24 protein-coding genes are annotated in these 23,166 nt (G+C 52.8%); 7 read left to right on the top strand and 17 right to left on the bottom strand.

Features of this window, described 5'->3' with window-relative positions; genetic code table 11:
- Nucleotides 1–3 precede the first annotated feature (3 nt).
- The 4 genes from HV243_RS07930 to yfbV all read right to left on the bottom strand — a co-directional run bounded on the left by HV243_RS07930 (nt 4) and on the right by yfbV (nt 3,617).
- Nucleotides 4–1,836: an SLC13 family permease gene (locus tag HV243_RS07930; protein WP_053389245.1), complete on the bottom strand. Its 1,833-nt coding sequence runs from the start codon at nt 1,834–1,836 to the stop codon at nt 4–6.
- A gap of 77 nt (nt 1,837–1,913) precedes the next feature.
- Nucleotides 1,914–2,591 carry a sugar phosphatase gene (locus tag HV243_RS07925; protein WP_100250059.1) on the bottom strand — a complete coding sequence of 226 codons (678 nt, stop codon included), beginning with the start codon at nt 2,589–2,591 and terminating at the stop codon, nt 1,914–1,916.
- Nucleotides 2,584–3,078 carry a YfbU family protein gene (locus HV243_RS07920; RefSeq protein ID WP_016153841.1) on the bottom strand — a complete coding sequence of 165 codons (495 nt, stop codon included), beginning with the start codon at nt 3,076–3,078 and terminating at the stop codon, nt 2,584–2,586. Before HV243_RS07920 ends, HV243_RS07925 begins: the two co-directional genes overlap by 8 nt.
- Before the next feature lie 83 nt (nt 3,079–3,161).
- Nucleotides 3,162–3,617, bottom strand: coding sequence for a terminus macrodomain insulation protein YfbV (gene yfbV / locus HV243_RS07915; protein WP_016153842.1), 456 nt, complete (start codon nt 3,615–3,617; stop codon nt 3,162–3,164).
- Between the two features lie 339 nt (nt 3,618–3,956).
- Between yfbV and ackA the strand changes: the two genes are divergently transcribed.
- The 3 genes from ackA to yfcC all read left to right on the top strand — a co-directional run bounded on the left by ackA (nt 3,957) and on the right by yfcC (nt 9,100).
- Entirely contained in the window at nt 3,957–5,159 is a 1,203-nt protein-coding gene (gene ackA / locus HV243_RS07910) for an acetate kinase (RefSeq protein ID WP_016153843.1), read from the top strand.
- Nucleotides 5,160–5,234: 75 nt separating this feature from the next.
- A complete protein-coding gene (pta, locus tag HV243_RS07905; protein WP_016153844.1) occupies nt 5,235–7,379 on the top strand; it encodes a phosphate acetyltransferase in 2,145 nt (714 codons plus the stop codon).
- Nucleotides 7,380–7,579: 200 nt separating this feature from the next.
- Complete coding sequence (gene yfcC, locus HV243_RS07900; RefSeq protein WP_016157044.1) at nt 7,580–9,100, top strand: putative basic amino acid antiporter YfcC; 1,521 nt, start codon at nt 7,580–7,582, stop codon at nt 9,098–9,100.
- Between the two features lie 56 nt (nt 9,101–9,156).
- On the opposite strand, the gene yfcD is transcribed toward yfcC, so the two are convergent.
- Genes yfcD through yfcF form a run of 3 tightly spaced genes read right to left on the bottom strand, consistent with a single transcriptional unit; the run spans nt 9,157 to nt 11,019 of the window.
- Nucleotides 9,157–9,711: an NUDIX hydrolase YfcD gene (gene yfcD, locus HV243_RS07895; RefSeq protein ID WP_006683645.1), complete on the bottom strand. Its 555-nt coding sequence runs from the start codon at nt 9,709–9,711 to the stop codon at nt 9,157–9,159.
- A gap of 56 nt (nt 9,712–9,767) precedes the next feature.
- Nucleotides 9,768–10,319 (bottom strand): phosphodiesterase, encoded by a 552-nt coding sequence (yfcE, locus tag HV243_RS07890; protein WP_016153846.1) that lies wholly within the window; start codon nt 10,317–10,319, stop codon nt 9,768–9,770.
- A gap of 55 nt (nt 10,320–10,374) precedes the next feature.
- On the bottom strand, nt 10,375–11,019 hold the full coding sequence (gene yfcF, locus HV243_RS07885) for a glutathione transferase (protein ID WP_016153847.1): 645 nt from the start codon (nt 11,017–11,019) through the stop codon (nt 10,375–10,377).
- A 134-nt stretch (nt 11,020–11,153) separates the two neighbouring features.
- On the opposite strand from yfcF, the gene yfcG reads away from it, so the two are divergent.
- The 4 genes from yfcG (at nt 11,154) to HV243_RS07865 (ending at nt 13,722) form a co-directional block, all read left to right on the top strand.
- A complete protein-coding gene (yfcG, locus tag HV243_RS07880) occupies nt 11,154–11,789 on the top strand; it encodes a GSH-dependent disulfide bond oxidoreductase (protein ID WP_016153848.1) in 636 nt (211 codons plus the stop codon).
- A gap of 54 nt (nt 11,790–11,843) precedes the next feature.
- A complete protein-coding gene (folX, locus tag HV243_RS07875) occupies nt 11,844–12,206 on the top strand; it encodes a dihydroneopterin triphosphate 2'-epimerase (protein WP_016153849.1) in 363 nt (120 codons plus the stop codon).
- Nucleotides 12,207–12,226: 20 nt separating this feature from the next.
- Nucleotides 12,227–13,120: a TIGR01777 family oxidoreductase gene (locus HV243_RS07870; RefSeq protein ID WP_016153850.1), complete on the top strand. Its 894-nt coding sequence runs from the start codon at nt 12,227–12,229 to the stop codon at nt 13,118–13,120.
- A gap of 71 nt (nt 13,121–13,191) precedes the next feature.
- A complete protein-coding gene (locus HV243_RS07865; protein ID WP_072161057.1) occupies nt 13,192–13,722 on the top strand; it encodes a GNAT family N-acetyltransferase in 531 nt (176 codons plus the stop codon).
- A gap of 18 nt (nt 13,723–13,740) precedes the next feature.
- Here the strand turns inward: HV243_RS07865 and hisP are convergent, their stop codons facing one another.
- The 10 genes from hisP to folC all read right to left on the bottom strand — a co-directional run bounded on the left by hisP (nt 13,741) and on the right by folC (nt 23,052).
- Nucleotides 13,741–14,514, bottom strand: coding sequence for a histidine ABC transporter ATP-binding protein HisP (gene hisP / locus HV243_RS07860; RefSeq protein ID WP_043017062.1), 774 nt, complete (start codon nt 14,512–14,514; stop codon nt 13,741–13,743).
- Nucleotides 14,515–14,527: 13 nt separating this feature from the next.
- Entirely contained in the window at nt 14,528–15,235 is a 708-nt protein-coding gene (gene hisM, locus HV243_RS07855; protein ID WP_003028116.1) for a histidine ABC transporter permease HisM, read from the bottom strand.
- Entirely contained in the window at nt 15,232–15,918 is a 687-nt protein-coding gene (locus HV243_RS07850; protein WP_053389549.1) for a histidine ABC transporter permease HisQ, read from the bottom strand. Before HV243_RS07850 ends, hisM begins: the two co-directional genes overlap by 4 nt.
- 186 nt (nt 15,919–16,104) lie before the next feature.
- On the bottom strand, nt 16,105–16,887 hold the full coding sequence (gene hisJ, locus HV243_RS07845; protein WP_003028120.1) for a histidine ABC transporter substrate-binding protein HisJ: 783 nt from the start codon (nt 16,885–16,887) through the stop codon (nt 16,105–16,107).
- 247 nt (nt 16,888–17,134) lie between these two features.
- On the bottom strand, nt 17,135–17,917 hold the full coding sequence (gene argT / locus HV243_RS07840; RefSeq protein ID WP_006683634.1) for a lysine/arginine/ornithine ABC transporter substrate-binding protein ArgT: 783 nt from the start codon (nt 17,915–17,917) through the stop codon (nt 17,135–17,137).
- Nucleotides 17,918–18,205: 288 nt separating this feature from the next.
- Nucleotides 18,206–18,775 carry a UbiX family flavin prenyltransferase gene (locus tag HV243_RS07835; RefSeq protein WP_019077299.1) on the bottom strand — a complete coding sequence of 190 codons (570 nt, stop codon included), beginning with the start codon at nt 18,773–18,775 and terminating at the stop codon, nt 18,206–18,208.
- Nucleotides 18,776–18,870: 95 nt separating this feature from the next.
- Nucleotides 18,871–20,388: an amidophosphoribosyltransferase gene (gene purF / locus HV243_RS07830; protein ID WP_005129677.1), complete on the bottom strand. Its 1,518-nt coding sequence runs from the start codon at nt 20,386–20,388 to the stop codon at nt 18,871–18,873.
- A gap of 33 nt (nt 20,389–20,421) precedes the next feature.
- Nucleotides 20,422–20,910: a colicin V production protein gene (gene cvpA / locus HV243_RS07825; RefSeq protein ID WP_005129678.1), complete on the bottom strand. Its 489-nt coding sequence runs from the start codon at nt 20,908–20,910 to the stop codon at nt 20,422–20,424.
- 221 nt (nt 20,911–21,131) lie between these two features.
- Nucleotides 21,132–21,794 carry a cell division protein DedD gene (dedD, locus tag HV243_RS07820; RefSeq protein WP_053389550.1) on the bottom strand — a complete coding sequence of 221 codons (663 nt, stop codon included), beginning with the start codon at nt 21,792–21,794 and terminating at the stop codon, nt 21,132–21,134.
- A complete protein-coding gene (folC, locus tag HV243_RS07815; protein WP_032931705.1) occupies nt 21,784–23,052 on the bottom strand; it encodes a bifunctional tetrahydrofolate synthase/dihydrofolate synthase in 1,269 nt (422 codons plus the stop codon). Before folC ends, dedD begins: the two co-directional genes overlap by 11 nt.
- Nucleotides 23,053–23,166 lie beyond the last annotated feature (114 nt).

Genomic DNA, 23,166 nt, shown 5'->3' with positions numbered 1-23,166 from the left:
ACATCAAAACGGAAACAGCATCGGGATCATCACCACGCACACCGCCATCACAATGATGGTAAACGGTACGCCAATCTTCACGAAATCGCTAAAGCTGTAGTTGCCAGGTCCGAGCACCAGAGTGTTTACCGGGGAAGAGACAGGTGTCATAAAGGCTGCGGATGCCGCCATCGCAATCCCCATCGCAAAAGGATACGGTGAAACGCCCATCGACTTTGCAGCCGCCAGCGCGATTGGCGCCATCAGCACCGCCGTCGCGGTGTTGGAGATAAATAACCCGATAGTCGCACACAGCACGAACAGGCAGCCCAACATCATATACGGGCCATACCCGCCGCCGACATCCATCAGCCCTTTCACCACCAAATCGACACCGCCGGTTTTTTGTAAAGCCAGCGCGAAGGGCATCATCCCGACAATCAAAATAATGCTTGGCCAGTGAATCGCTTTATAGGCACTTTCGGCATCAATACAGCGAAATTTCCCCATCAGCAGACAGGCGATGATCGCAGCCACCGTATTGGGAATTTCATCAGTGAGCATCAGAGCGACCATCAGCACCAGACAGAAAATCGCATGCGGTGCCTGGCTGTGCGCCGGAGAAGCTTCACTGACTTCCTCGGGCATATTCAGCACGACAAAATCACGCCCTTTTTGTCCCAACAGTGTGATGAGCTTCCAGTTGCCCACCACTAATATGATATCGCCCATCAGCAATGGCTCATCCACCACCGCTCCAGCCAGAGCCGTGCCATCGCGCTTCAGCCCAACGACATTCAGCCCGTAGCGGGTACGAAAAGCGATTTCCCGTACCGTTTTGCCGATCAATTCCGATTCAGGGATCAGAGAGATCTCGGCCATCCCCACATCAAGCGCCTGCTCGGAGAAGTATTCGCCGCGCAGTACCATTGGTTCCAGAAACTGTTCACTGCAAAATTCACGCAGGTCAACATCGGCCGCGGACATATCAATCAGCAATACGTCACGGGCGCGAAACTCAGAAACCCCGTTAACGTCGACTATTACGCGACGAAAGCGACGCCAGCGTTCCACGCCAATCACGTTTGCTCCGTAGCGCTCACGCAGCTTCAGATCATCCAGACGCTGGCCAATCATAGGAGAACCGGGACGAATCGCCAGCCGACGCGCGCGCCCGGTCAGGCGATATTCTTTAATCAGATCGCGAAAGGTCCGGCGTTTCCAGCCGTCTCCCGGCTGTCTGGAATCTTCTCCCTTGAGCATAAAGCGCATCAGCAGCATATAAATTATGCCGAGAACCAGAACCACCAGCCCCAGCGGGGTAACGCTAAAAAAGCTGAACCCGTTAAGTCCTTCACGTAACAGTTCACTGTTGACAACCAGGTTAGGCGGCGTCGCCACCAGCGTCATCATGCCGCTTATCAGGCCGGCAAAGCTCAGCGGCATCATCAGGCGTGAAGGGGAAATTTCCATGCGCATGGAAACGCTTAAGACCACCGGGATAAAGATGGCGACCACGCCGGTCGAACTCATAAACGCCCCGAGCCCGGCAACGGTAATCATCAGCAACACCAGCATTTTGACTTCACTGCTGCCAGCCACCTTCACCAGCCAGGCACCCATTACCGTCGCCACCCCGGTACGCACCAGGCCGTCGCCGATAATGAATAATGCCGCTATCAAAATAACGTTAGGATCGCTGAATCCGGAAAAGGCTTCTGTGATGCTCAATGTTCCGCTCAGAACAAAGGCAATGATGACCAGCAAAGCGACCGCGTCCATACGCACTCTGCCAGTAACAAACAAGACGACGGCAATCGCCAGCAATGAGAGAACCCATATCAATTCACCGTTCACAACATATCCTTGTTAAATGAGAGGGATGGATCGATTCTGCCATAAAAAAGCCCCAACAATCTGGGGCTAAATCATGTTCAGGTATTTCTTATTACGACCACATTTCCGTTAGGCTGTTTGGTCACAGAAATATGTTCCAGACTGGTCAGCGAAAAATCGACCTCATCCAGACGCGGCGTGTCCACAGGCGCGTTGACCGCTATCACATGACACCCTGCCGCCAGTCCTGAAAGCACCCCAGCGGGCGCATCTTCCACCACCGCGCATTCCTGTGGCGCAAGACCCAGAAGCTGGGCGCCTAACAGATAGGCGTCAGGCTCGGGCTTGCCTCTTTTTACCCGCTCGGCGGTGACAAACACTTCAGGAGCAGGCAGCCCCGCGACACGATGACGCGCTCGTGCGACCGGCATGGACCCGGAGGTCACAATCGCCCATGGAATACCCGCTTTATTGAGGTGGTTGAGCAAATCAACCGCTCCCGGCAGCGCAGTGATCCCCGCGGTTTCCGTCGCTTCGATCTGCTCCAGGCGGGTGAATTCCGCGGCGATCTCAGCCTCAGATTTGCCCACCATAAAGTGTCGCAGGGAGGTAATGGCCTGCTTGCCATGAATAAAGCCGAGCACCTCGGCGTGATCGAGGCCAAAACGATCGGCCCAGTTGCACCACGCGCGTTCTACTGCGGGTAAGGAATCGACCAGCGTTCCATCCAGATCAAACAGAAAACCTTTGCACTGCACGCTCGCCCCCTCAGGCATTAATGATTTGGTTAATTTCATTCGCACTCAGGTGATACTGGCGCGGGCAAGAGTGCCAGACATTTAGCATACGCTGATATTTTTCCCACATCGGGGTCTGGGCGTTGAAGCCATGCGTACCCGCATCAAAGTGGGTATAACGACCTTCGACATTAACCATAAAACGTACGTACCCGAGGTAACGGGCTTCCGTTGCGGCGTCAAAGCCAAGGAAGGTCACGCGGCGCTCATCAATAGCCTGCGCGTCCTTAAGATTAGTCCAGGACACATGTAATGCGTGATACATCTCCATAATATCGATAATCGTACGACAGGTTTCTTCCGTCAGCTCACCGAACTCACGATCCAGCTCGCGCATCTGCAAGCCGTAACCGCGTTCAATAATCGTCTGCAAACGACGATAACGCTCGGCGTTAGTGGGATCGAGCATAGTCATCATTTTGTACTGATTAGACAAAATCAGACGTTGAGCGTTGGTCATTTCCATTTGTGACTCCTGTATCACTACTACTGCGATGAAAAAAAAGAAGGCATCTTGTGCCTTCTTTTATATGCGTAATCAGGGGTCAATTACAAATCATCAAGGAAAGTTTTATCCAGTTGTTTGAAGGCGCGCTTAAGCGTGTCAGCCAGCGCCTGATAATCAGGCTTTCCTTCTACCGGAGTGAGCGCCTGCCCGGCTTCTTGCAATTTACCCCGAACTTCGTAGAACCAGTTGAGTATTGAAGGCGGCAGCGGCGTTACAGAACGTTTACCCAGCCACCACATGCCCTGCATCGGCAGGCTGAGCGCAAACAGCGCAGTCGCCACGGCCGGTCCCAACTGCCCCCCTAACGCAATTTGCCAGCATAAGGTGAAGACGGCGATAGGCGGCATAAAACGGATCGCGTAACGCGTCATGCGGATCACGCGGTTCTCTACAAACACAGGCGCGAGGCGCTTTTCCATTGGCCACGTCTTCGCATAGTGCTGCCCCCGGCGAAACAAGCTAAAAAAATTGACGGAACGATTATCCGGTGTCGACATGGCGGTTACCTCAACTTCACATATAAAAATTAAAAAATTTGTGCAAAACAACAACTACAAAGGACATCGTTCAAAACATTTTGTCTTTAATACCCACATTCAGGTATCCTGTGCCGGCCTGTAAGGCCTTTAGTCCAAAATCATTGAGTCGTCAAATTGACACATAGTATGCCATTGGCTGAAAAATACGCAAAATGACATAGACTCAAAGGTATTTATTCCATCGTGCCCAAAAAGACTATGGCGCATGATGTTAATCATAAACGTCGGTGTCATCATGCGCTACGCTCTATGACTTCCTGACGTTTTTTTAGCCACGTATCATAAATAGGTACTTCCATGTCGAGTAAGTTAGTACTGGTTCTGAACTGCGGTAGCTCCTCACTGAAATTTGCCATCATCGATGCAGTAAACGGTGAAGAATACCTCTCTGGTTTAGCCGAATGTTTCCATCTCCCAGAAGCACGTATCAAGTGGAAAATGGACGGCGGTAAACAAGAAGCGGCTTTAGGTGCAGGCGCCGCTCACAGTGAAGCGCTGAATTTTATCGTTAATACTATTCTGGCACAAAAACCAGAACTGTCTGCTCAGCTGACTGCGATTGGTCACCGTGTTGTTCACGGCGGCGAGAAATACACCGGCTCTGTGGTTATCGACGATTCCGTTATTCAGGGTATCAAAGACGCAGCATCTTTTGCACCGCTGCATAACCCTGCACACCTGATCGGTATCGCAGAAGCGCTGAAATCCTTCCCGAATCTGAAAGACAAAAACGTGGCTGTGTTCGACACCGCGTTCCATCAGACCATGCCGGAAGAGTCTTACCTCTATGCTCTGCCATACAGCCTGTACAAAGAACACGGTGTTCGTCGTTACGGCGCGCACGGTACCAGCCACTTCTTCGTGACTCAGGAAGCGGCAAAAATTCTGAACAAACCGGTTGATGAGTTGAACATCATCACTTGCCACCTGGGCAACGGCGGTTCTGTTTCTGCTATCCGTAACGGTAAATGTGTTGATACCTCCATGGGTCTGACCCCGCTGGAAGGTCTGGTGATGGGTACGCGTTCCGGTGACATCGACCCGGCGATCATCTTCCACCTGCACGACACCCTGGGCATGAGCGTTGACCAGATCAACAAAATGCTGACCAAAGAGTCCGGCCTGCTGGGTCTGACCGAAGTCACCAGCGACTGCCGTTATGTTGAAGATAACTACGCGACTAAAGAAGACGCTAAACGTGCAATGGACGTTTACTGTCACCGTCTGGCGAAATACATCGGTTCTTACACTGCGCTGATGGATGGTCGTCTGGATGCAGTTGTCTTCACCGGTGGTATCGGTGAAAACGCAGCGATGGTTCGTGAACTGTCTCTGGGCAAACTGGGCGTTCTGGGCTTTGAAGTTGACCACGAACGTAACCTGGCCGCACGTTTCGGCAAATCTGGTTTCATCAACAAAGAAGGTACCCGTCCTGCGGTGGTTATCCCAACCAACGAAGAACTGGTTATCGCGCAAGACGCGAGCCGTCTGACTGCCTGATTTCACACCGCCAGCCTAGCTGGCGGTGCTGTTTTGTAACCCGTCTACATCGACGGTAACGAAAGAGGATAAACCGTGTCCCGTATTATTATGCTGATCCCTACCGGAACCAGCGTCGGTCTGACCAGCGTCAGCCTTGGCGTAATCCGCGCAATGGAACGCAAAGGCGTTCGTCTGAGCGTCTTCAAGCCGATCTCTCAACCGCGTGCCGGTGGCGATGCGCCAGACCAGACTACCAGCATCGTCCGTGCTAACTCTTCTCTGCCAGCCGCTGAGCCGCTGAAGATGAGCCACGTTGAATCTCTGTTGTCCAGCAATCAGAAAGATGTGCTGATGGAAGAGATCATCGCGAACTACCACGCGAACACTAAAGACGCTGAAGTTGTACTGGTTGAAGGCCTGGTCCCAACCCGTAAACATCAGTTCGCGCAGTCTCTGAACTACGAAATCGCGAAAACGCTGAACGCAGAAATCGTCTTCGTAATGTCTCAGGGTACCGATACCCCGGAACAGCTGAACGAGCGTATTGAACTGACTCGCAGCAGCTTCGGCGGCGCGAAAAACACCAACATCACCGGCGTAATCGTTAACAAACTGAACGCACCGGTTGATGAGCAGGGCCGTACTCGCCCGGATCTGTCCGAGATTTTCGACGACTCTTCCAAAGCGAAAGTGATCAAAGTTGATCCGGCTAAACTGCAAGAATCCAGCCCGCTGCCGGTTCTGGGCGCGGTGCCATGGAGCTTCGATCTGATCGCAACGCGTGCAATCGATATGGCGCGTCATCTGAACGCCACTATCGTTAACGAAGGTGATATCAATACCCGTCGCGTGAAGTCTGTGACTTTCTGCGCACGCAGCATTCCGCACATGCTGGAGCACTTCCGTGCCGGTTCTCTGCTGGTGACTTCCGCCGATCGTCCTGACGTGCTGGTTGCAGCATGCCTGGCAGCCATGAACGGCGTGGAAATCGGTGCCCTGCTGCTGACTGGCGGCTACGAAATGGACGCGCGTATCACTAAACTGTGCGAACGTGCATTTGAAACCGGCCTGCCGGTATTCATGGTGAACACCAACACCTGGCAGACCTCTCTGAGCCTGCAGAGCTTCAACCTGGAAGTTCCGGTTGACGATCACGAACGTATTGAGAAAGTTCAGGAATACGTTGCTAACTACATCAACGCTGACTGGATTGAATCCCTGACCGCGACCTCTGAGCGCAGCCGTCGTCTGTCTCCGCCAGCGTTCCGTTATCAGCTGACCGAGCTGGCACGTAAAGCCGGCAAGCGCGTTGTTCTGCCGGAAGGTGACGAGCCGCGTACCGTTAAAGCGGCAGCTATCTGTGCTGAACGCGGTATCGCAACCTGCGTACTGCTGGGCAACCCGGATGAGATCACCCGCGTTGCGGCCTCTCAGGGCGTTGAGCTGGGCGCTGGCGTAGAAATCGTTGATCCAGATGTGGTTCGCGAAAGCTACGTTGCTCGCCTGGTCGAACTGCGTAAAAACAAAGGTATGACCGAAACCGTTGCCCGCGAACAGCTGGAAGACAACGTGGTTCTCGGTACCCTGATGCTGGAACAGGACGACGTTGACGGTCTGGTTTCTGGTGCAGTTCATACCACCGCGAACACCATCCGTCCGCCGCTGCAGCTGATTAAAACTGCACCGGGTAGTTCCCTGGTGTCTTCCGTGTTCTTCATGCTGCTGCCGGATCAGGTTTACGTATACGGCGACTGCGCGATCAACCCGGATCCGACTGCAGAGCAACTGGCAGAAATCGCGATTCAGTCCGCTGAATCCGCCATTGCCTTCGGTATCGAACCGCGCGTAGCAATGCTCTCCTACTCCACCGGTACTTCTGGTGCAGGTAGCGACGTAGAAAAAGTTCGTGAAGCCACGCGTCTGGCGCAGGAAAAACGTCCTGACCTGATGATCGACGGTCCGCTGCAGTATGACGCCGCCGTTATGGCTGACGTAGCAAAATCCAAAGCGCCGAACTCTCCGGTTGCAGGTCGCGCTACCGTGTTCATCTTCCCGGATCTGAACACCGGTAACACCACCTACAAAGCGGTACAGCGTTCTGCCGACCTGATCTCCATCGGGCCAATGCTGCAGGGTATGCGCAAGCCTGTGAACGACCTGTCTCGTGGCGCGCTGGTTGACGACATCGTCTACACCATCGCTCTGACCGCGATCCAGTCTTCCCAACAGCAGCAGTAATCTGTCGAGTGTGCCGGATGTCTTATCCGGCAACACTTCTGCTTATTAAACCGGAAATAGCTTATATTTCCGGTTTTTTTATACCTGTTTTTCCCGTTGGCATATTCTGAAACATTTGCCAGGATGCGCTGCATCAATGAATAACTATTCTCCTGTTTGCATACTTATCCTCTTTTGCATTGCAACAGGGATAGTCTTTCATGTCAGCAGTAACAGAAACACAGCCAGCTAAAAAATGGGCGATGCCCGATACGTTGGTGATTATTTTTTTCGTTGCCATTTTAACCAGTCTGGCGACATGGGTTGTTCCCGTCGGGATGTTCGACAGTCAGGAAGTGCAGTATCAGGTTGATGGACAAACCAAAACCCGTAAGGTGGTCGACCCCCATTCTTTTCGAATTCTGACCAACGACGCGGGCGAAGAGCAGTATCACCGGGTGCAGTTTTTCACCACCGGTGATGAGCGCCCGGGCCTGATGAATTTTCCGTTTGAAGGGTTAACCTCCGGCTCTAAATTCGGCACTGCCGTCGGCATTATTATGTTTATGCTGGTGATTGGCGGCGCATTCGGCATCGTTATGCGTACCGGTACCATCGATAACGGCATCCTGGCGCTCATCCGCCATACACGAGGAAACGAAGTCCTGTTTATCCCGGTGCTGTTTGTTCTCTTCTCATTAGGCGGCGCGGTGTTTGGCATGGGGGAAGAGGCGGTCGCCTTTGCCATTATCATCGCACCGTTAATGGTACGGTTAGGTTACGACAGTATCACCACCGTTCTGGTCACCTATATTGCGACTCAAATTGGATTCGCCAGCTCATGGATGAACCCGTTCTGCGTGGTCGTCGCGCAGGGGATTGCGGGCGTGCCGGTGCTCTCTGGTTCCGGTCTGCGTATCATTGTGTGGGTGGTTGCGACCCTGATAGGTCTGACCTTCACGCTGGCCTATGCGGCGCGCATCAAAAAGAATCCGCTTTTGTCCCGGGTACATGAATCCGACCGTTTCTTTCGCGAACAGCAGGACGACGTTGTGGAACGACGCTTCACGCTGGGCGACTGGCTGGTGCTGCTGGTGCTGACTGCGGTAATGATTTGGGTTGTCTGGGGCGTGATCGTCAACGCGTGGTTTATTCCTGAGATCGCCAGTCAGTTCTTCACCATGGGCCTGGTAATTGGCATCATCGGCGTGGTCTTTCGTCTCAACGGCATGACGGTCAACATCATGGCCTCCTCATTCACTGAAGGCGCGCGAATGATGATTGCCCCTGCCCTGCTGGTCGGTTTTGCCAAAGGCATATTACTGCTGGTCGGTAATGGAGAGGCGGGTGAAGCCAGCGTGTTGAACACGCTGCTGCACAGCATTGCCAACGGCATCAGCGGGCTGGATAACGCCATCGCGGCGTGGTTTATGCTGCTGTTCCAGGCGGTGTTTAATTTCTTCGTTACTTCCGGCTCTGGTCAGGCTGCATTGACCATGCCGTTATTAGCACCCTTAGGCGATCTGGTTGGCGTAAACCGTCAGGTCACCGTACTGGCCTTCCAGTTTGGCGACGGATTCAGTCATATTATCTATCCTACGTCTGCATCGCTGATGGCAACGTTAGGCGTGTGTCGGGTGGATTTTCGTAACTGGCTGAAGGTAGGCGCCACGCTGTTGGGACTGCTGTTTATTATGTCCAGCGTGGTGGTAATTGGCGCGCAGATAATGGGTTACCATTAAAAAACGATTGCCCGGCCTACACGATTTCTCGACGCTGTAGGCCGGATGAGCAGATTTTACTCAGCCTCTTCCTGCTTTTCGGCTTTCGCCCCTTCATTCTTAGCGTTGCGGGTCATCCACAGCGCCAGGGCTTTCAGTGAGTCCGGCGTAAATTCGTCGCAGCGCGCGGTAATTTCTTCCGGCGTCAGCCAGCAAACTTCACTAACCTCTTCTTCCTGAAGCGCAAACGGTCCGTGGGAAACACAGCTAAACAGCCCACCCCATACGCGACAGTTCTGGTCTTCAAAATAAAACTGCCCATGCTCGGCAAACGGCACGCCCGCAATCCCCAGTTCCTCTTCCGCTTCACGGCGCGCTGAGTCCAGTAGTTGCTCGTCAGCCTGCACAACACCGCCAGCGGTGGCATCCAGCATGCCGGGCAAAAAATCTTTTGTCTCAGTACGACGCTGAACCAGAATTTTGCCCATACCATCATGCACGACGATATACGTTGCACGATGGCGTAAGCGTTGCGCCCGCATTTGTTCCCGGCTGGATTGTGCAATGACTTCGTTGTCTTCATTCACAATATCCACCCATTCCGTACTTGCCAAACGACGCTGTTCCACCATCAGGAAACCTTCTTTTTTCTTGCGCTCTTACGGCGCGTTTATGTTTGTGGGGTAAATTACGGATTAATCTCGACCTGTGCAATAACACTTTGATCATTGAGTGCCATTACGCTGAGAACATTATCATCCAGAATCCCGTAACTTGCCGCAAAGCCCCCTTTCGGGATGCTTACCGAGCCGGGATTGAAGTGGTAAACATCCCCTTGACGCTCAGCGACGGGCAAATGTGTATGCCCATAAACCAGCACATCTCCAACGTTGAGTGCCGGCATATTTTGCGGACCAAAAAGATGCCCGTGCGTCAAAAAGAGTCGCTGGTTTTCTGTCAGAATTTGCTGCCACGGCGCGGTCATCGGAAAATGCAGGAGCATCTGATCCACTTCGCTGTCACAATTGCCACGCACCGCGATAATGCGCGCAGCGAGGGCATTCAACCGCTCAGCAACCTGCGCAGGCGCATAGCCTTCCGGGAGCGCATTACGCGGTCCGTGGTTTAAAACATCACCCAATATCACCAGCCATTGCGCACCGCTTGCGGCAAACCGTTCAAGTACGCGTTCCGTGGCTGGCAACGAACCATGAATGTCCGATGCGAACATCAGTTTCATCACTCACTCCTCGTTGAAAAGTACCTTGTAATGATACTGGATTACGCCCCGTTTTTCAGCAGGAACGCTTCGCTGAAAGCGCGATAAAACGCTGGACTGAAGCGCGCTGCCACTGGAAGGCGGCATATTCTGCAAGCGCTTCGGGAACCTCATCGCCGTTAAGGACCAGACGATTCAGCATTAGCGCTAAATCGCAGTCGGCAATACACCATTCGCCAAATAAATTCTGCTTCCCGTGGCTCAATAAATGGCTCGCAGTGGCGAACAATTTCTCCGCACTGACTTTTCCCGCTTCGCTTAACGGACCTTTCTTCACGCCAGCAAAAACTACGTCCGTTGAGCGTTCTTCACGGATAGGCATCAGATCGCTGCGGATCCACGCCTGAACCTGGCGCGCCCGCGCGCGCTTTTGCACATCGTGTGGGTAGATTCGCTCCCACTGCGGCGGCGCAAAACTCTCTTCCAGGAACTCAGTAATCGCTGATGATTCGCTCAGCTCGAAACCGTCGATTTCAAGCACCGGCACGCGCCGCGTTAACGCATACCCTTGCCATGAAGGTTGCAAGTGTTCGCCGCTGTTGAGATCAACGGTTTTCAGCGTAAAAGGCAGTCCTTTCTCTTGCAGAGCGACATAAACAGACAGCACGTAAGGGGAGAAAAAATTGGCATCTGACCACAGCGTAATTGCAGATTTGCTCATAATGTCCTCTGAAATGTATTGGCTTGCCTTCAAAATATAGAGTCTTTCTCTCACTGTCACTTGATGAAAACTCACGCACGCCAACAGGCTCTATACTTGTTATGACCCGGTTCATGACAAAACGGACGCTGAAAATGATCGATCTCTATTACACTCCATCGCCAAACGGTCACAAAATCACGCTGTTTCTTGAAGAGGCGCAGCTGCAATACCGTCTGATTCATGTCGATATCAGCAAAGGTAGCCAGTTTCACCCTGATTTTCTGCAAATCTCACCAAACAATAAAATCCCGGCCATTATCGACAGTGCCCCGGTAGACGGCGGAAAGCCCATCAGCCTGTTTGAGTCCGGAGAAATTTTACTCTATCTGGCAGAAAAGAGCGGTAAGCTGCTGAGCGGTGAGTTACGTGAACGCCACACTACGCTGCAGTGGTTGTTCTGGCAGGTCAGCGGCCTCGGACCCATGCTGGGTCAGAATCATCATTTTAGCCACTACGCCCCACAAACGATTCCCTACGCCATTGAAAGATACCAGGTTGAAACCCAGCGCCTGTACAACGTGATGAATAAACGTCTGGAAACGTCCCCCTGGCTGGGAGGCGATCACTACAGCATTGCCGACATTGCCTGCTGGCCGTGGATCCACGCCCATCAGCGTCAGCGCATCGACCTCGACAACTACCCGGCGGTCAATAACTGGCATGAACGCATCCGTACGCGTCCCGCAACGGAACGCGCCATGCAACAAGCACAAAGTGAGAAGCGGTGACGCGATTCGGTTCTCGTGTATCATGCAAAGGTTCATACATGGAGGAAACCTGCAATGTCACAACCTGACGCAATTATTCGTATAAAAAACCTTCGTCTGCGCACTTTTATCGGCATCAAAGAAGAGGAGATCCTTAACCGCCAGGATATCGTCATCAACATTGCCATTCACTATCCGGCAGACAAAGCCCGTACCAGCGAAGATATCAACGACGCGCTGAATTATCGCACTATCACCAAGAGCATCATTGCCCACGTGGAGGGTAACCGCTTCTCATTGTTAGAAAAATTAACTCAAGATGTGCTCGATATCGCACGCGAACATCACTGGGTCACTTATGCTCAAGTAGAGATAGATAAACTTCACGCATTACGTTACGCCGACTCAGTCTCTATGACGCTGAGCTGGCAGCGCTAAAACATAACCCGGGAGGCGACATGCAGATTCTGATTACCGGCGGTACTGGCCTGATTGGACGTCATCTGATCCCCCGCTTGCTGGAGCTGGGGCATCAGATAACCGTAGTGACCCGTTCTCCTGATAAGGCCCGTCAGATTCTCGACTCCCGGGTTACGCTGTCCAAAGGGCTGGAAGAGCGGCAAAATCTCAATGACATTGATGCCGTCATTAACCTTGCCGGAGAGCCGATTGCGGACAAGCGCTGGAGTGCCCAGCAAAAGGAACGCCTGTGTCAGAGCCGCTGGGTCATCACGCAGAAGCTGGTCGATTTAATCAATGCCAGCGAGACACCGCCCGCAGTGCTAATCTCCGGTTCCGCTACCGGTTACTACGGCGATTTAGGCGAAGTGGTGGTCACAGAAGAAGAGCCGCCGCATAACGAATTTACCCATAAGCTGTGCGCCCGCTGGGAGCAAATTGCCAGCACTGCGCAAAGCGATAAAACCCGCGTGTGTATGCTGCGCACCGGCGTGGTACTGGCCTCTGCTGGCGGCATTCTGGCGAAAATGGTTCCGCCGTTTCGTCTTGGCTTAGGCGGACCAATTGGCAACGGACGCCAGTATATGGCCTGGATCCATATTGATGATATGGTCAACGGAATTCTCTGGCTGCTGGATAACGATCTGCGCGGTCCCTTCAATATGGTTTCACCGTACCCGGTGCACAATGAGCAGTTTGCCCACGCGCTGGGCCACGCCCTGAACCGTCCTGCCATTCTGCGCGTTCCCGCCACCGCAATGCGGTTGCTGATGGGCGAATCTTCAGTGCTGGTTCTCGGCGGGCAGCGAGCGTTGCCAAAACGCCTGGAAGCGTCCGGTTTCGCGTTTCGCTGGTACGATTTAGAAGAAGCGCTGGCGGATGTCATCCGATAACCCCTAAGCGCTATTCACGGTCGCCGTTGTGGTGGTAAGGTTATAGGCCAGATTTCTGCAATGGCGACGTTATGGCGATAATTTCGACTCCCCGACTTACCCTCTCTTTGTTTCAGTTTTCTGACTGGTCATTTTTCCAGAAACTACGTGAATGTCCTGAAGTCATGCGCTATATGGGCAACATCGCCCCGGTGAAAGATACGCGTCTGTTATTCGCCAGACGCCTTGCCGCACAGCACACTTTTGTCATCCGCGAGCACAACAACCCGACGCCGCTCGGCGATATTGGTCTACAAATCAGCCATCTCTACCCGCACGAAGCCGACCTCGGCTACGCCATCATGCCACAGGCGCAGGGGAAAGGTATTGCCAGCGAAGCCGTACGCGCGGTGTGCCAGTACGCCTTCGAGCACGCGGCGGTCACGGCGATAAATGCTTACGTACTGGCGGATAATAAGGGCTCAATACGGATTCTGGAAAAAACGGGGTTCGTGCGTACGCAGGTGCTGGAAAAGGCGTATGAGATTGATGGTATCGCCTACGACGACTGGGTTTATCGTCTGGAGTGCGACGCGCTAAAATCCCAGGCCCGGAAAGCGTAGCGCCTCCGGGCAGGTGACTTACTTCAACGAACCTTTGAGGAACTGCTGCAAACGCGGACTTTGCGGATTACCAAATACCTGCTCCGGATCGCCCTCTTCTTCAATCTTCCCCTGATGCAGGAAAATCACGTGCGTGGAGACATGACGGGCAAACCCCATTTCGTGGGTCACGACCACCATGGTTTTTCCCTCTTCGGCCAGTTGTTGCATAATGCGCAGCACTTCGCCCACCAGCTCCGGGTCAAGCGCCGACGTGGGTTCATCAAACAGCAACACTTCTGGTTCCATCGCCAGCGCACGAGCAATGGAGACACGCTGCTGCTGACCACCGGACAGATGCACCGGATATTTGCCCTGAGCGCGCTCATCAATACCCACTTTCGCCAGATACTTCACCGCACGTTCGCGAGCTTCCTGCTTGCTCAGCCCCAACACCTGGATCGGCGCTTCCATCACGTTTTCCAGCACCGTCATGTGGCTCCACAGATTAAAGTGCTGAAAGACCATCGTCAGTCGCGTGCGCAGCAAGCGCAGCTGATTTTTGTCTGCAACCTTAAGCTGGCCGTCTTTGTCGCGTACCAGACCAATGTTCTGACCACTGACGACAATCGACCCGGCGCTCGGTTTCTCGAGAAAGTTAATGCAGCGCAGGAAGGTACTTTTACCGGAACCTGACGAGCCAATAATACTGATAACATCACCCGCATTGGCCTGCAGCGATACCCCTTTCAGCACTTCATGTTCACCGTAGTGCTTATGTAAATCGATAACGTTTAATTTATTTTCAGACATCGTGTTACTCGAATCATTTAGAGGATACATGCTGCAACCAGCGTTTTTCCGCTTTACGGAACAGACTGATCAGGACATACGAAATAATCAAATACAGAACAGCGGCAATACCGAAGGCGGTAAACGGCTGATACGTTGCCGAGTTGATATCGCGGGCGATTTTCAACAAATCAGGCACCGTTGCGGTAAATGCCAGCGCCGTGGAGTGCAGCATTAAAATAACTTCATTGCTGTAAGCCGGCAGCGCAATACGCAGCGCGGAAGGCAAAATAATGCAGCGATACAGTTTAAACGACGAGAAACCGTAAGCGCGCGCGGCTTCAATCTCACCATGGGGTACGGAACGAATAGCCCCGGCGAAAATCTCCGTGGTATAGGCGCAGGTATTCAGCGTCAGCGCCAGCACGGTGCAATTTAGCCCACTGCGGAAAAACGCGTTGAGGAAGTCCGTGCCTTTGACTATCTCCAGCGTATACATCCCGGAATAAAACACCAGCAACTGGACGTACAGCGGCGTCCCACGAAAAATATAGGTGAACAGCCAGATAGGAAACTGGATAAATTTATTACTGGAAACACGACCAATTGCCAAAAACAGCGCCAGTATCCCGCCCATCACCACCGACGAAATCAGAAGCCACAGGGTGATAGCCACGCCGGTGTAGCGATATCCGTCGGTCCACAGCAGGGACTTCCAGTATTCCTGAATAATCTCAATCACAGGTCAGCCCTCTTCACACCCGCAGAATAGCGGCGCTCAAGGTACAGCAGCACACCATTAGAAACAGTGGTAAACACCAGATAGATGACCCCGCACACTACGGCAAAATAGAACGGCTCCCAGGTACTTTTTCCGGCAAGCTGAGTGGCTTTCACCACGTCTTCCAGGCCGAGCAACGATACCAGCGCCGTGGCCTTAAGAATGACCTGCCAGTTGTTGCCAATTCCCGGTAAGGCATAGCGCATCATCGCCGGGAACATAATGCGGCGAAATATTTGTGAACTGGTAAAACCGAATGCCGTCGCGGCTTCAATATGGCCTTTTGGCACGGCCATAAATGCGCCACGAAATGTTTCGGTAAAATAGGCTCCGTAGATAAACCCGAGCGTAATAATACCCGCGACCATCGGATCGATATCAATCTGGCTGATACCAATTGCATCGGTAAGGGTATTCAGCGCGATTTGTAATCCGTAAAAGATGAGCAGCATTAAGACCAGATCGGGCACGCCGCGGATAAGCGTTGTGTACCCTTCGAAAATAAGCGCCAGCGCCCGGCTTTGCGACAGCTTTGCTGCCGCGCCGACAAGGCCTATCAGAACCGCCAGTACCACCGAGCTAAGTGCCAGCTCCAGCGTAACAATTGCGCCCTGTAAAATAACACCTGAAAAGCCATACAACATGCTGCCTGTCCTGTCGTGTGTGGTGGAGTAATAAGCCTCTTTTGATTTCAGACAAACTGTTAAATGCGGGATGGCGGCTTTGCCTTATCCGGCCTACAAAATCACTGTAGACCGGATACGCGCAGCGCCATCAGGCATAAATTCAACACGTCAAAAATCTACGGGCTTTATCAGCACCTGCGGTGATTAACCGCCATAAACATCAAAATCGAAGTACTTTTTCGCCAGCTTCTCGTAAGTACCGTCAGCTCGCATCTCGGCAAAGGCTTTGTTCAGTGCTTCGCGCAGTTCGTTATCATCTTTGCGCAGCCCCATACCGGTACCCACGCCGAATAACTTCTCATCTTTTACAGATGGGCCGCCGAATTTGTAATCTTTACCGACCGGCTGTTTCAGGAAGCCTTCGCTGGCCGCGACTTCATCCTGGAAAGCAGCATCAATACGCCCGGCAGTCAGGTCAGAATAGATATTGTCTTGCCCCTGATAAGAGACAATTTCAATGCCTTTTGGCGCCCAGTGCTCGTTGCCGAAGGTTTCCTGAGTCGTGCCCTGCAGCACGCCAACACGTTTACCTTTCAGCGACTCAATGGTTGGCTGAATAGCAGAATCTTTAGCGACAACCAGACGCGAGTCGGCTGCATAAAGCTTGTCGGTAAAGGCGATTTCCTGCTGACGTTTTTCAGTGATGGAAAGCGAGGACATAATCGCATCGATTTTCTTCGCTTTTAACGAAGGGATAAGCGCGTCCAGCGGGTTTTCCACGAAGGTACATTGTGTATTGATACGTTTGCACAGCTCTTTAGCCAGATCGATATCAAAACCGACTAATTCACCCTGTGCATTTTTCGATTCGAACGGCGCATAAGTAGGATCGGTACCGATACGAATTTTTTGCGGAATGGCTGCAAATGCTGCGGTAGCACTGGAGAAAGCCAGGACCAGAGAAAGAGACAACACCAGTTTTTTCATAACTATCCTCAACAGACTGTCTTTTATAGGGGATCTTTACAGGACCAGGTGCAGTTATCGTGCCATTAATCGGGCCGACAAGGCAAAGCATTCTACCCTGTCGACGGTATTTATTTGCATGAAAAGCGCTTAAGTATGCACTCATGCTTATTAAGACAGCGACAAAAGCACCAAAACAGTGCACTGAATTTATTATGCACCGTAATGGTTACCCGCAATGGTGCAGTCCATTCCCCGTTGCGGCGTATTAATCGCCGTAGACATTGAAGTTAAAATACTTGCTCGCCATTTTGTCGTAGGTGCCGTCTTTGCGCAGTTCGCCCAGCGCTTTATCGAAAGCAGCTTTCAGCTCTGCATCATCTTTGCGCAAGCCAATCCCGGTGCCGTCACCAAAGTATTTTTTATCTTTCACCGATGGACCAGCAAAAGCGTAGTCCTTACCGGCAGGCTGCTTCAGGAAGCCTTCGCTGGCCGCGACTTCATCCTGCAACGCCGCGTCCAGACGACCCGCTGTCAGGTCAGAATAGATAAGGTCCTGGTTCGCATAGGCCACCACATCTACGCCTTTGCTGCGCCAGTTGTCATTAGCATAGGCTTCCTGAGTCGAGCCTTGCAGTACGCCAACATGTTTACCTTTGAGGGAATCCAGAGTTGGTTGAATTGGGGAACCTTTCGCGGCGATCAGACGTGAGTCTGCTGCGTAAAGCTTGTCTGAGAACGCAATCTCTTGCTGACGCTTCTCAGTGATTGAAAGCGAGGAGATGATGGCATCAATCTTTTTCGCTTTCAGCGACGGGATCAGCGCGTCAAAGTCGCTGGCTACCCAGGTACATTTGATCTGCATGCGCTTACACATCTCATTTCCCAGATCGATATCAAAGCCGACAAAGTCGCCTTTGGCATCTTTAGAGGAAAAAGGTGCGTACGTTGTATCTGTACCAATACGAACCGTCTGCGGAAGTGCTGCGTAGCTGGCCGCGGTGGCGGAGAGTCCTACCAGCAAAGACAAAGCAAGAACCGTCTTCTTCATACATAACCCTCAAGTGGCGTAATTTTATTATGTTTTACGTTGTGTTGTGTGTTTGCAGACTTTTTCATGCAGGTCTTATGCCATTTTCGCGTCGATGAGGATATTCGACGTTAAATATGTTAATAAAACGTTGCAATAATGTCCTGATTTTGAAGATAGCAGGTCTGACGGTTGAACCGCAGCGTTTCGTTGAGTTTTAACGAATTAAATGTTGAGGATATGATCGCGGTTACAAAATTGCCCTGAAACAGGGCAACGGATGTTTCTTTGCACGCTGATGGAACGGTTTTACGCCCCTTGCCAGCGGGTGAACAGATCCTGTGGAAGGGAGATATCAAACTGGTCGAGTACGCGGTTAACTGTTTGATTAATCACATCATCTAGCGTTTGCGGGCGATGATAGAATGCCGGGACTGGCGGCATAATCACCGCGCCAATTTCTGCCGCCTGCGTCATCAGCCGCAGATGCCCCAGATGCAGGGGCGTTTCACGCACGCACAGCACCAGCGGGCGGCGTTCTTTCAACACCACGTCTGCCGCACGGGTAAGCAGCCCATCGGTGTAACTGTGGACGATGCCTGAAAGCGTTTTGATTGAACAAGGTAATATTACCATTCCGGCGGTCTGAAAAGAGCCGGAAGAGATACTGGCGGCGATATCGCGCGTATCGTGATTTACATTCGCCAGTGCCTGCACGTCGCGTACAGAGAGGTCAGTTTCCAGCGCCAGCGTCTGTCGGGCAGCAGCACTCATCACCAGATGGGTTTCCACATCAGTAACGTCACGCAAAACCTGCAGCAGGCGCACGCCATAAATCGCGCCACTGGCACCGCTAATCCCTACAATGAGTCGTTTCATTTTTTCGCCCTTACTTGCTTCAGGGCTGACTTTGCAGGTTTTTATGCGCAGTTGCAAGTCAGTCCACTCTATGTGTCCTGACCTGCAACAGAACATTACCCTTCGTTATGCATCTCGAGGTTTTCCGCTTCGTTCTGACGCAAAATTGCTTTGGCATCGTCATTACGCAGGGAGTCAAGGAAATCGAGATATTGCTGGTCGACGTCTTTGGTGACGTACACGCCGTTAAACACTGAACATTCAAACTGCTGAATATCCGGGTTCTCAGCGCGGACCGCTTCAATCAGATCGTTTAAATCCTGGAAGATAAGACCGTCTGCACCGATTATCTGGCGAATCTCGTCCACTTCGCGACCATGAGCAATCAGCTCCGTCGCCGTAGGCATATCGATACCATAAACGTTCGGGAAGCGAATTTCCGGGGCCGCAGAGGCCAGATACACTTTCTTCGCTCCGGCTTCACGCGCCATCTCGATAATCTGTTCCGAGGTGGTACCGCGCACGATGGAGTCATCCACCAGCAGCACGTTTTTATCACGGAATTCCGCACGGTTGGCGTTCAGCTTACGGCGCACGGATTTACGGCGCAGCTGCTGGCCGGGCATGATAAAGGTACGGCCCACGTAGCGGTTTTTCACAAAACCCTGACGGTACGGCTTACCGAGAATACGGGCAATTTCCAGCGCGATATCGCAGGAGGTTTCCGGAATCGGAATCACCACGTCAATGTCCAGATCTTCCCACTCGCGAGCAATTTTTTCGCCAAGCTTGGTCCCCATATTTACACGGGCGCTGTAAACGGAAATCTTGTCGATAAAGGAGTCAGGACGTGCGAAGTAAACGTATTCAAACAGGCACGGATTGCTAACCGGGTTATCGGCACACTGGCGAGTAAACAGCTGACCTTTTTCGGTGATATACACCGCTTCGCCAGGTGCCACATCGCGCAGGAATTCAAAGCCCAGCGTATCCAGCGCCACGCTCTCGGAGGCCACCATATACTCGGTACGACCATCCCCGATATCGCGTTTACCCAGTACCAGCGGACGGATACCGTTAGGATCGCGGAAGGCAACCATACCGTGGCCAATAATCATCGCCACGCAGGCATAGGCGCCGCGGATCTGGCGGTTGGTTGCCGCAATAGCAGCAAAAATATTATCGGCTTCCAGCGGATAATGTCGGAAGTTATCCAGCTCGCTGGCGAAAATATTCAGCAAAATTTCAGAGTCTGAAGTGGTATTGATGTGGCGGCGCTTTTCTTCAAACAGCTTTTTACGCAGCTCATGCGCATTGGTCAGGTTGCCATTATGGGCAAGCGTGATGCCATACGGTGAGTTGACGTAAAAAGGTTGAGCTTCGGAGGCGCTGGAGCTGCCAGCCGTTGGGTAACGCACATGACCGATGCCCATATTGCCCTGCAAACGCTGCATATGGCGCGCTTCAAAAATATCGCTCACCATTCCGTTTGCTTTACGCAAGCGGAAGCAGTTGTTGGCATCAATGGTGATGATGCCTGCGGCATCCTGACCACGATGCTGGAGCACCGTTAACGCGTCATAAATCGACTGGTTTACCGGCATAACACCGGCGATACCGACAATACCGCACATACGTCTTTTCCTCGTTCAGCAACAACCCAAAGTTTATACTTTGGGCAAGAAACTTGACGAGCTTTGCAGATAGTCAAAGAACCATCTGATGATGAAACTGAACTGCGGGATCAGCTGCGACTTGCTCCAGTCTTCACTTTTCGACAGACCGGTAAAGGTATCGAGAAAGAACAGTATGGCGGCGACGATCAGCGCTCCTCGCAGAGCACCAAAGCAGATCCCCAACACCCTGTCAGTACCCGACAGGCCTGTTTTCTCTACCAGTTGGCCTATCACAAAGTTAACGATAGCGCCGACGATAAGTGTCGCGATAAACAGTATCGCGATAGCAATCCCATTTCGAACGAGTTCGTCTTCAAAGCCCGTAAACCAGACAGACAGGTAAGTGTAGTAATGGCTGGCGACAAAGAAAGCACAACCCCAAGTCACCAACGATAATGCTTCACGAACAAAGCCACGGATCAGGCTAACCAGACAGGAAAAACCAATCACCGCGATAATGGCGTAATCAATCCAGACCATAAGTGTCCCACGATTTAACGCCCTGTCGTCCTGTTCGGGGCGCATTCTAACAGAAAAAGAAAACGTTTGCGTAGGGATTTCCTTTCCACGCGTAAATAAAAATGGCGCTGAAAAAATCTTCAACGCCATACCGTTTTATGCCTCTTCGGGCACTGCCGGATAGCGGTAAAAACGCCCTATCCGGCCTGAATTAAGAGCAGCGCCGTGAACAGCGCAATCCCTTAATTAGGGGTGTACCCCATCACTACGCCACTCAGACCGGAGATCTTCTGCAGCTCGCCCAGCGAGCTCTTCAGCTTATCTTTGGAGGCATCAGGTCCTACGAGAATACGGGTTATTTTACCCTGCACCGGCGTTGACGGGGAAGTATATACCCGAAAGCCCGCGCCACGAAGTTTACCCACGATCTCATTGACCTTATCCGCATTTTTCAGCGCACCGAGCTGTACAACGTACGCTTTGCCGGTTGGAGCTGGCGGTTCCACCGCGGCCGGTTTCGGCGCTGGAGCCGGTGCTGGCGTCGGAGCGACGGCAACCGGCTGCGGCTTCGGTTTGGGTTTCGGCTGTTCTACAGGCGCGGGGACAGGATCTAACTCCGCGCTGTTTGCCGTCGTCAAACGTGACGGATCCAACGATGGCGCGGCAGCATCGCCCGCGCGCACCTCTTCAGCCGCCCCTTCCGGTGGCTGCGTCGGCAGCGCCTGCGTGGCTGCAGGCATCATGTCTGGTTCATCGCGATCGCCGGGTTTCGGCACCAGCGGGATCGCCGCAAACTCATCCTGATAATGCTTTTTCTGCCCGTCAAGCAGCCCGGGGAGCACAATCACCCCCAGCGCGACCAGCACAATTGTGCCGACTAATCGATTCTGAAACTTACTCGCCACCGCTTCTCCCCACGTCTATCACTTCCATGACATGTGCGACAGTGTGAAACGATCCACACACCAACACGGTATCTTCTGGCTTCGCCTCAGCTAGCGCCGCAGACCATGCCTGCGCCACGCTGTCATAGGCGTAGCCTTTACCCAGATGCTCCAGCAGTTGTTCTGCAGTAGCACCACGCGGCCCTTCCAGGGGCGCACAGTACCAGGCGTCAACCACGCTTTTTAACCAGGCTAACGTACCGGCAATATCTTTATCATGTAGCATACCGATAACCGCAAGTACACGCCCGCTTTTCACTAATTTTTTCAGACGGCCGGTCAGATACTCCGCCGCATGCGGGTTATGGGCAACATCAAAAATCACCCGCGGCGACTCGCTCACAATCTGGAAGCGCCCCGGTAAAATCGCCTGTTCAATACCGTCACGAATGGCCTGCTCGCTGACGTTCAGCCCGCTTGCGCGCAGTGCTGCCAGTGCGGTCGCGGCGTTAGGTTGTGGGACCTGCGGCAACGGCAGGTGCGCCAACGTGCCGTGATCGTCCGTAAAGGACCAGTCGTTCTCCGTGACCACATAGCGCCAGTCCACGCCGCAGCGTTGCAAAATCGCCCCGCTCTCTTGCGCAACATCGGCGATGGTGTAAGGCATTTCCGGTTCACCGACGATAGCCGGTTTCTCTGCACGGAAAATTCCCGCCTTCTCACGACCAATGCTTTCGCGATCCGGGCCCAGCCAGTCAGTATGGTCAAGCGCAATGCTGGTGACCACCGCAACATCGGCATCCACGATATTGGTCGCGTCAAGGCGACCGCCTAACCCAACTTCCAGGATGACGACATCCAGTTGGGCCTGTTTAAACAGCCAGAGTGCCGATAACGTGCCGTATTCAAAGTAAGTCAGGGAAATGTCGCCACGCGCGTCTTCAATCTCAGCAAACGAGGCGGTATGCGCTGATTCCGGCAGTTCACGTCCCTGCACGCGTACGCGTTCCGTGTAGCGCACCAGATGCGGCGAACTGTAAACGCCAACTTTATAACCTGCTGCGGTCAGCACAGATTCCAGCGTACGGCAGGTTGTGCCTTTCCCGTTGGTTCCCGCGACCGTAAAAACAAATGGCGCGGGTTTCAACACACCCAGTTTGCGCGCCACCTGACTTACGCGTTCCAGGCCGAGATCGATGGTTTTACTGTGCAGGTTTTCCAGATAAGAAAGCCACGATGCCAGGGGCGACGCGGCTTGAGGAATACGTTTATTGTCCATGATGGCTGTAGATTCTTTACGTTGAGAAAAGCAAAAGGGCAGCACCAACCGGCCTGCCCTTTTTTACACGTTGTTTTTCACGTTGCAGATGCGTTGGCTGTGCTCGCTCACCCG

Source organism: Citrobacter sp. RHBSTW-00599 (genome assembly GCF_013784065.1).
Lineage (GTDB): Bacteria > Pseudomonadota > Gammaproteobacteria > Enterobacterales > Enterobacteriaceae > Citrobacter > Citrobacter braakii.
This window is presented reverse-complemented; position numbering and strand designations above follow the sequence as displayed.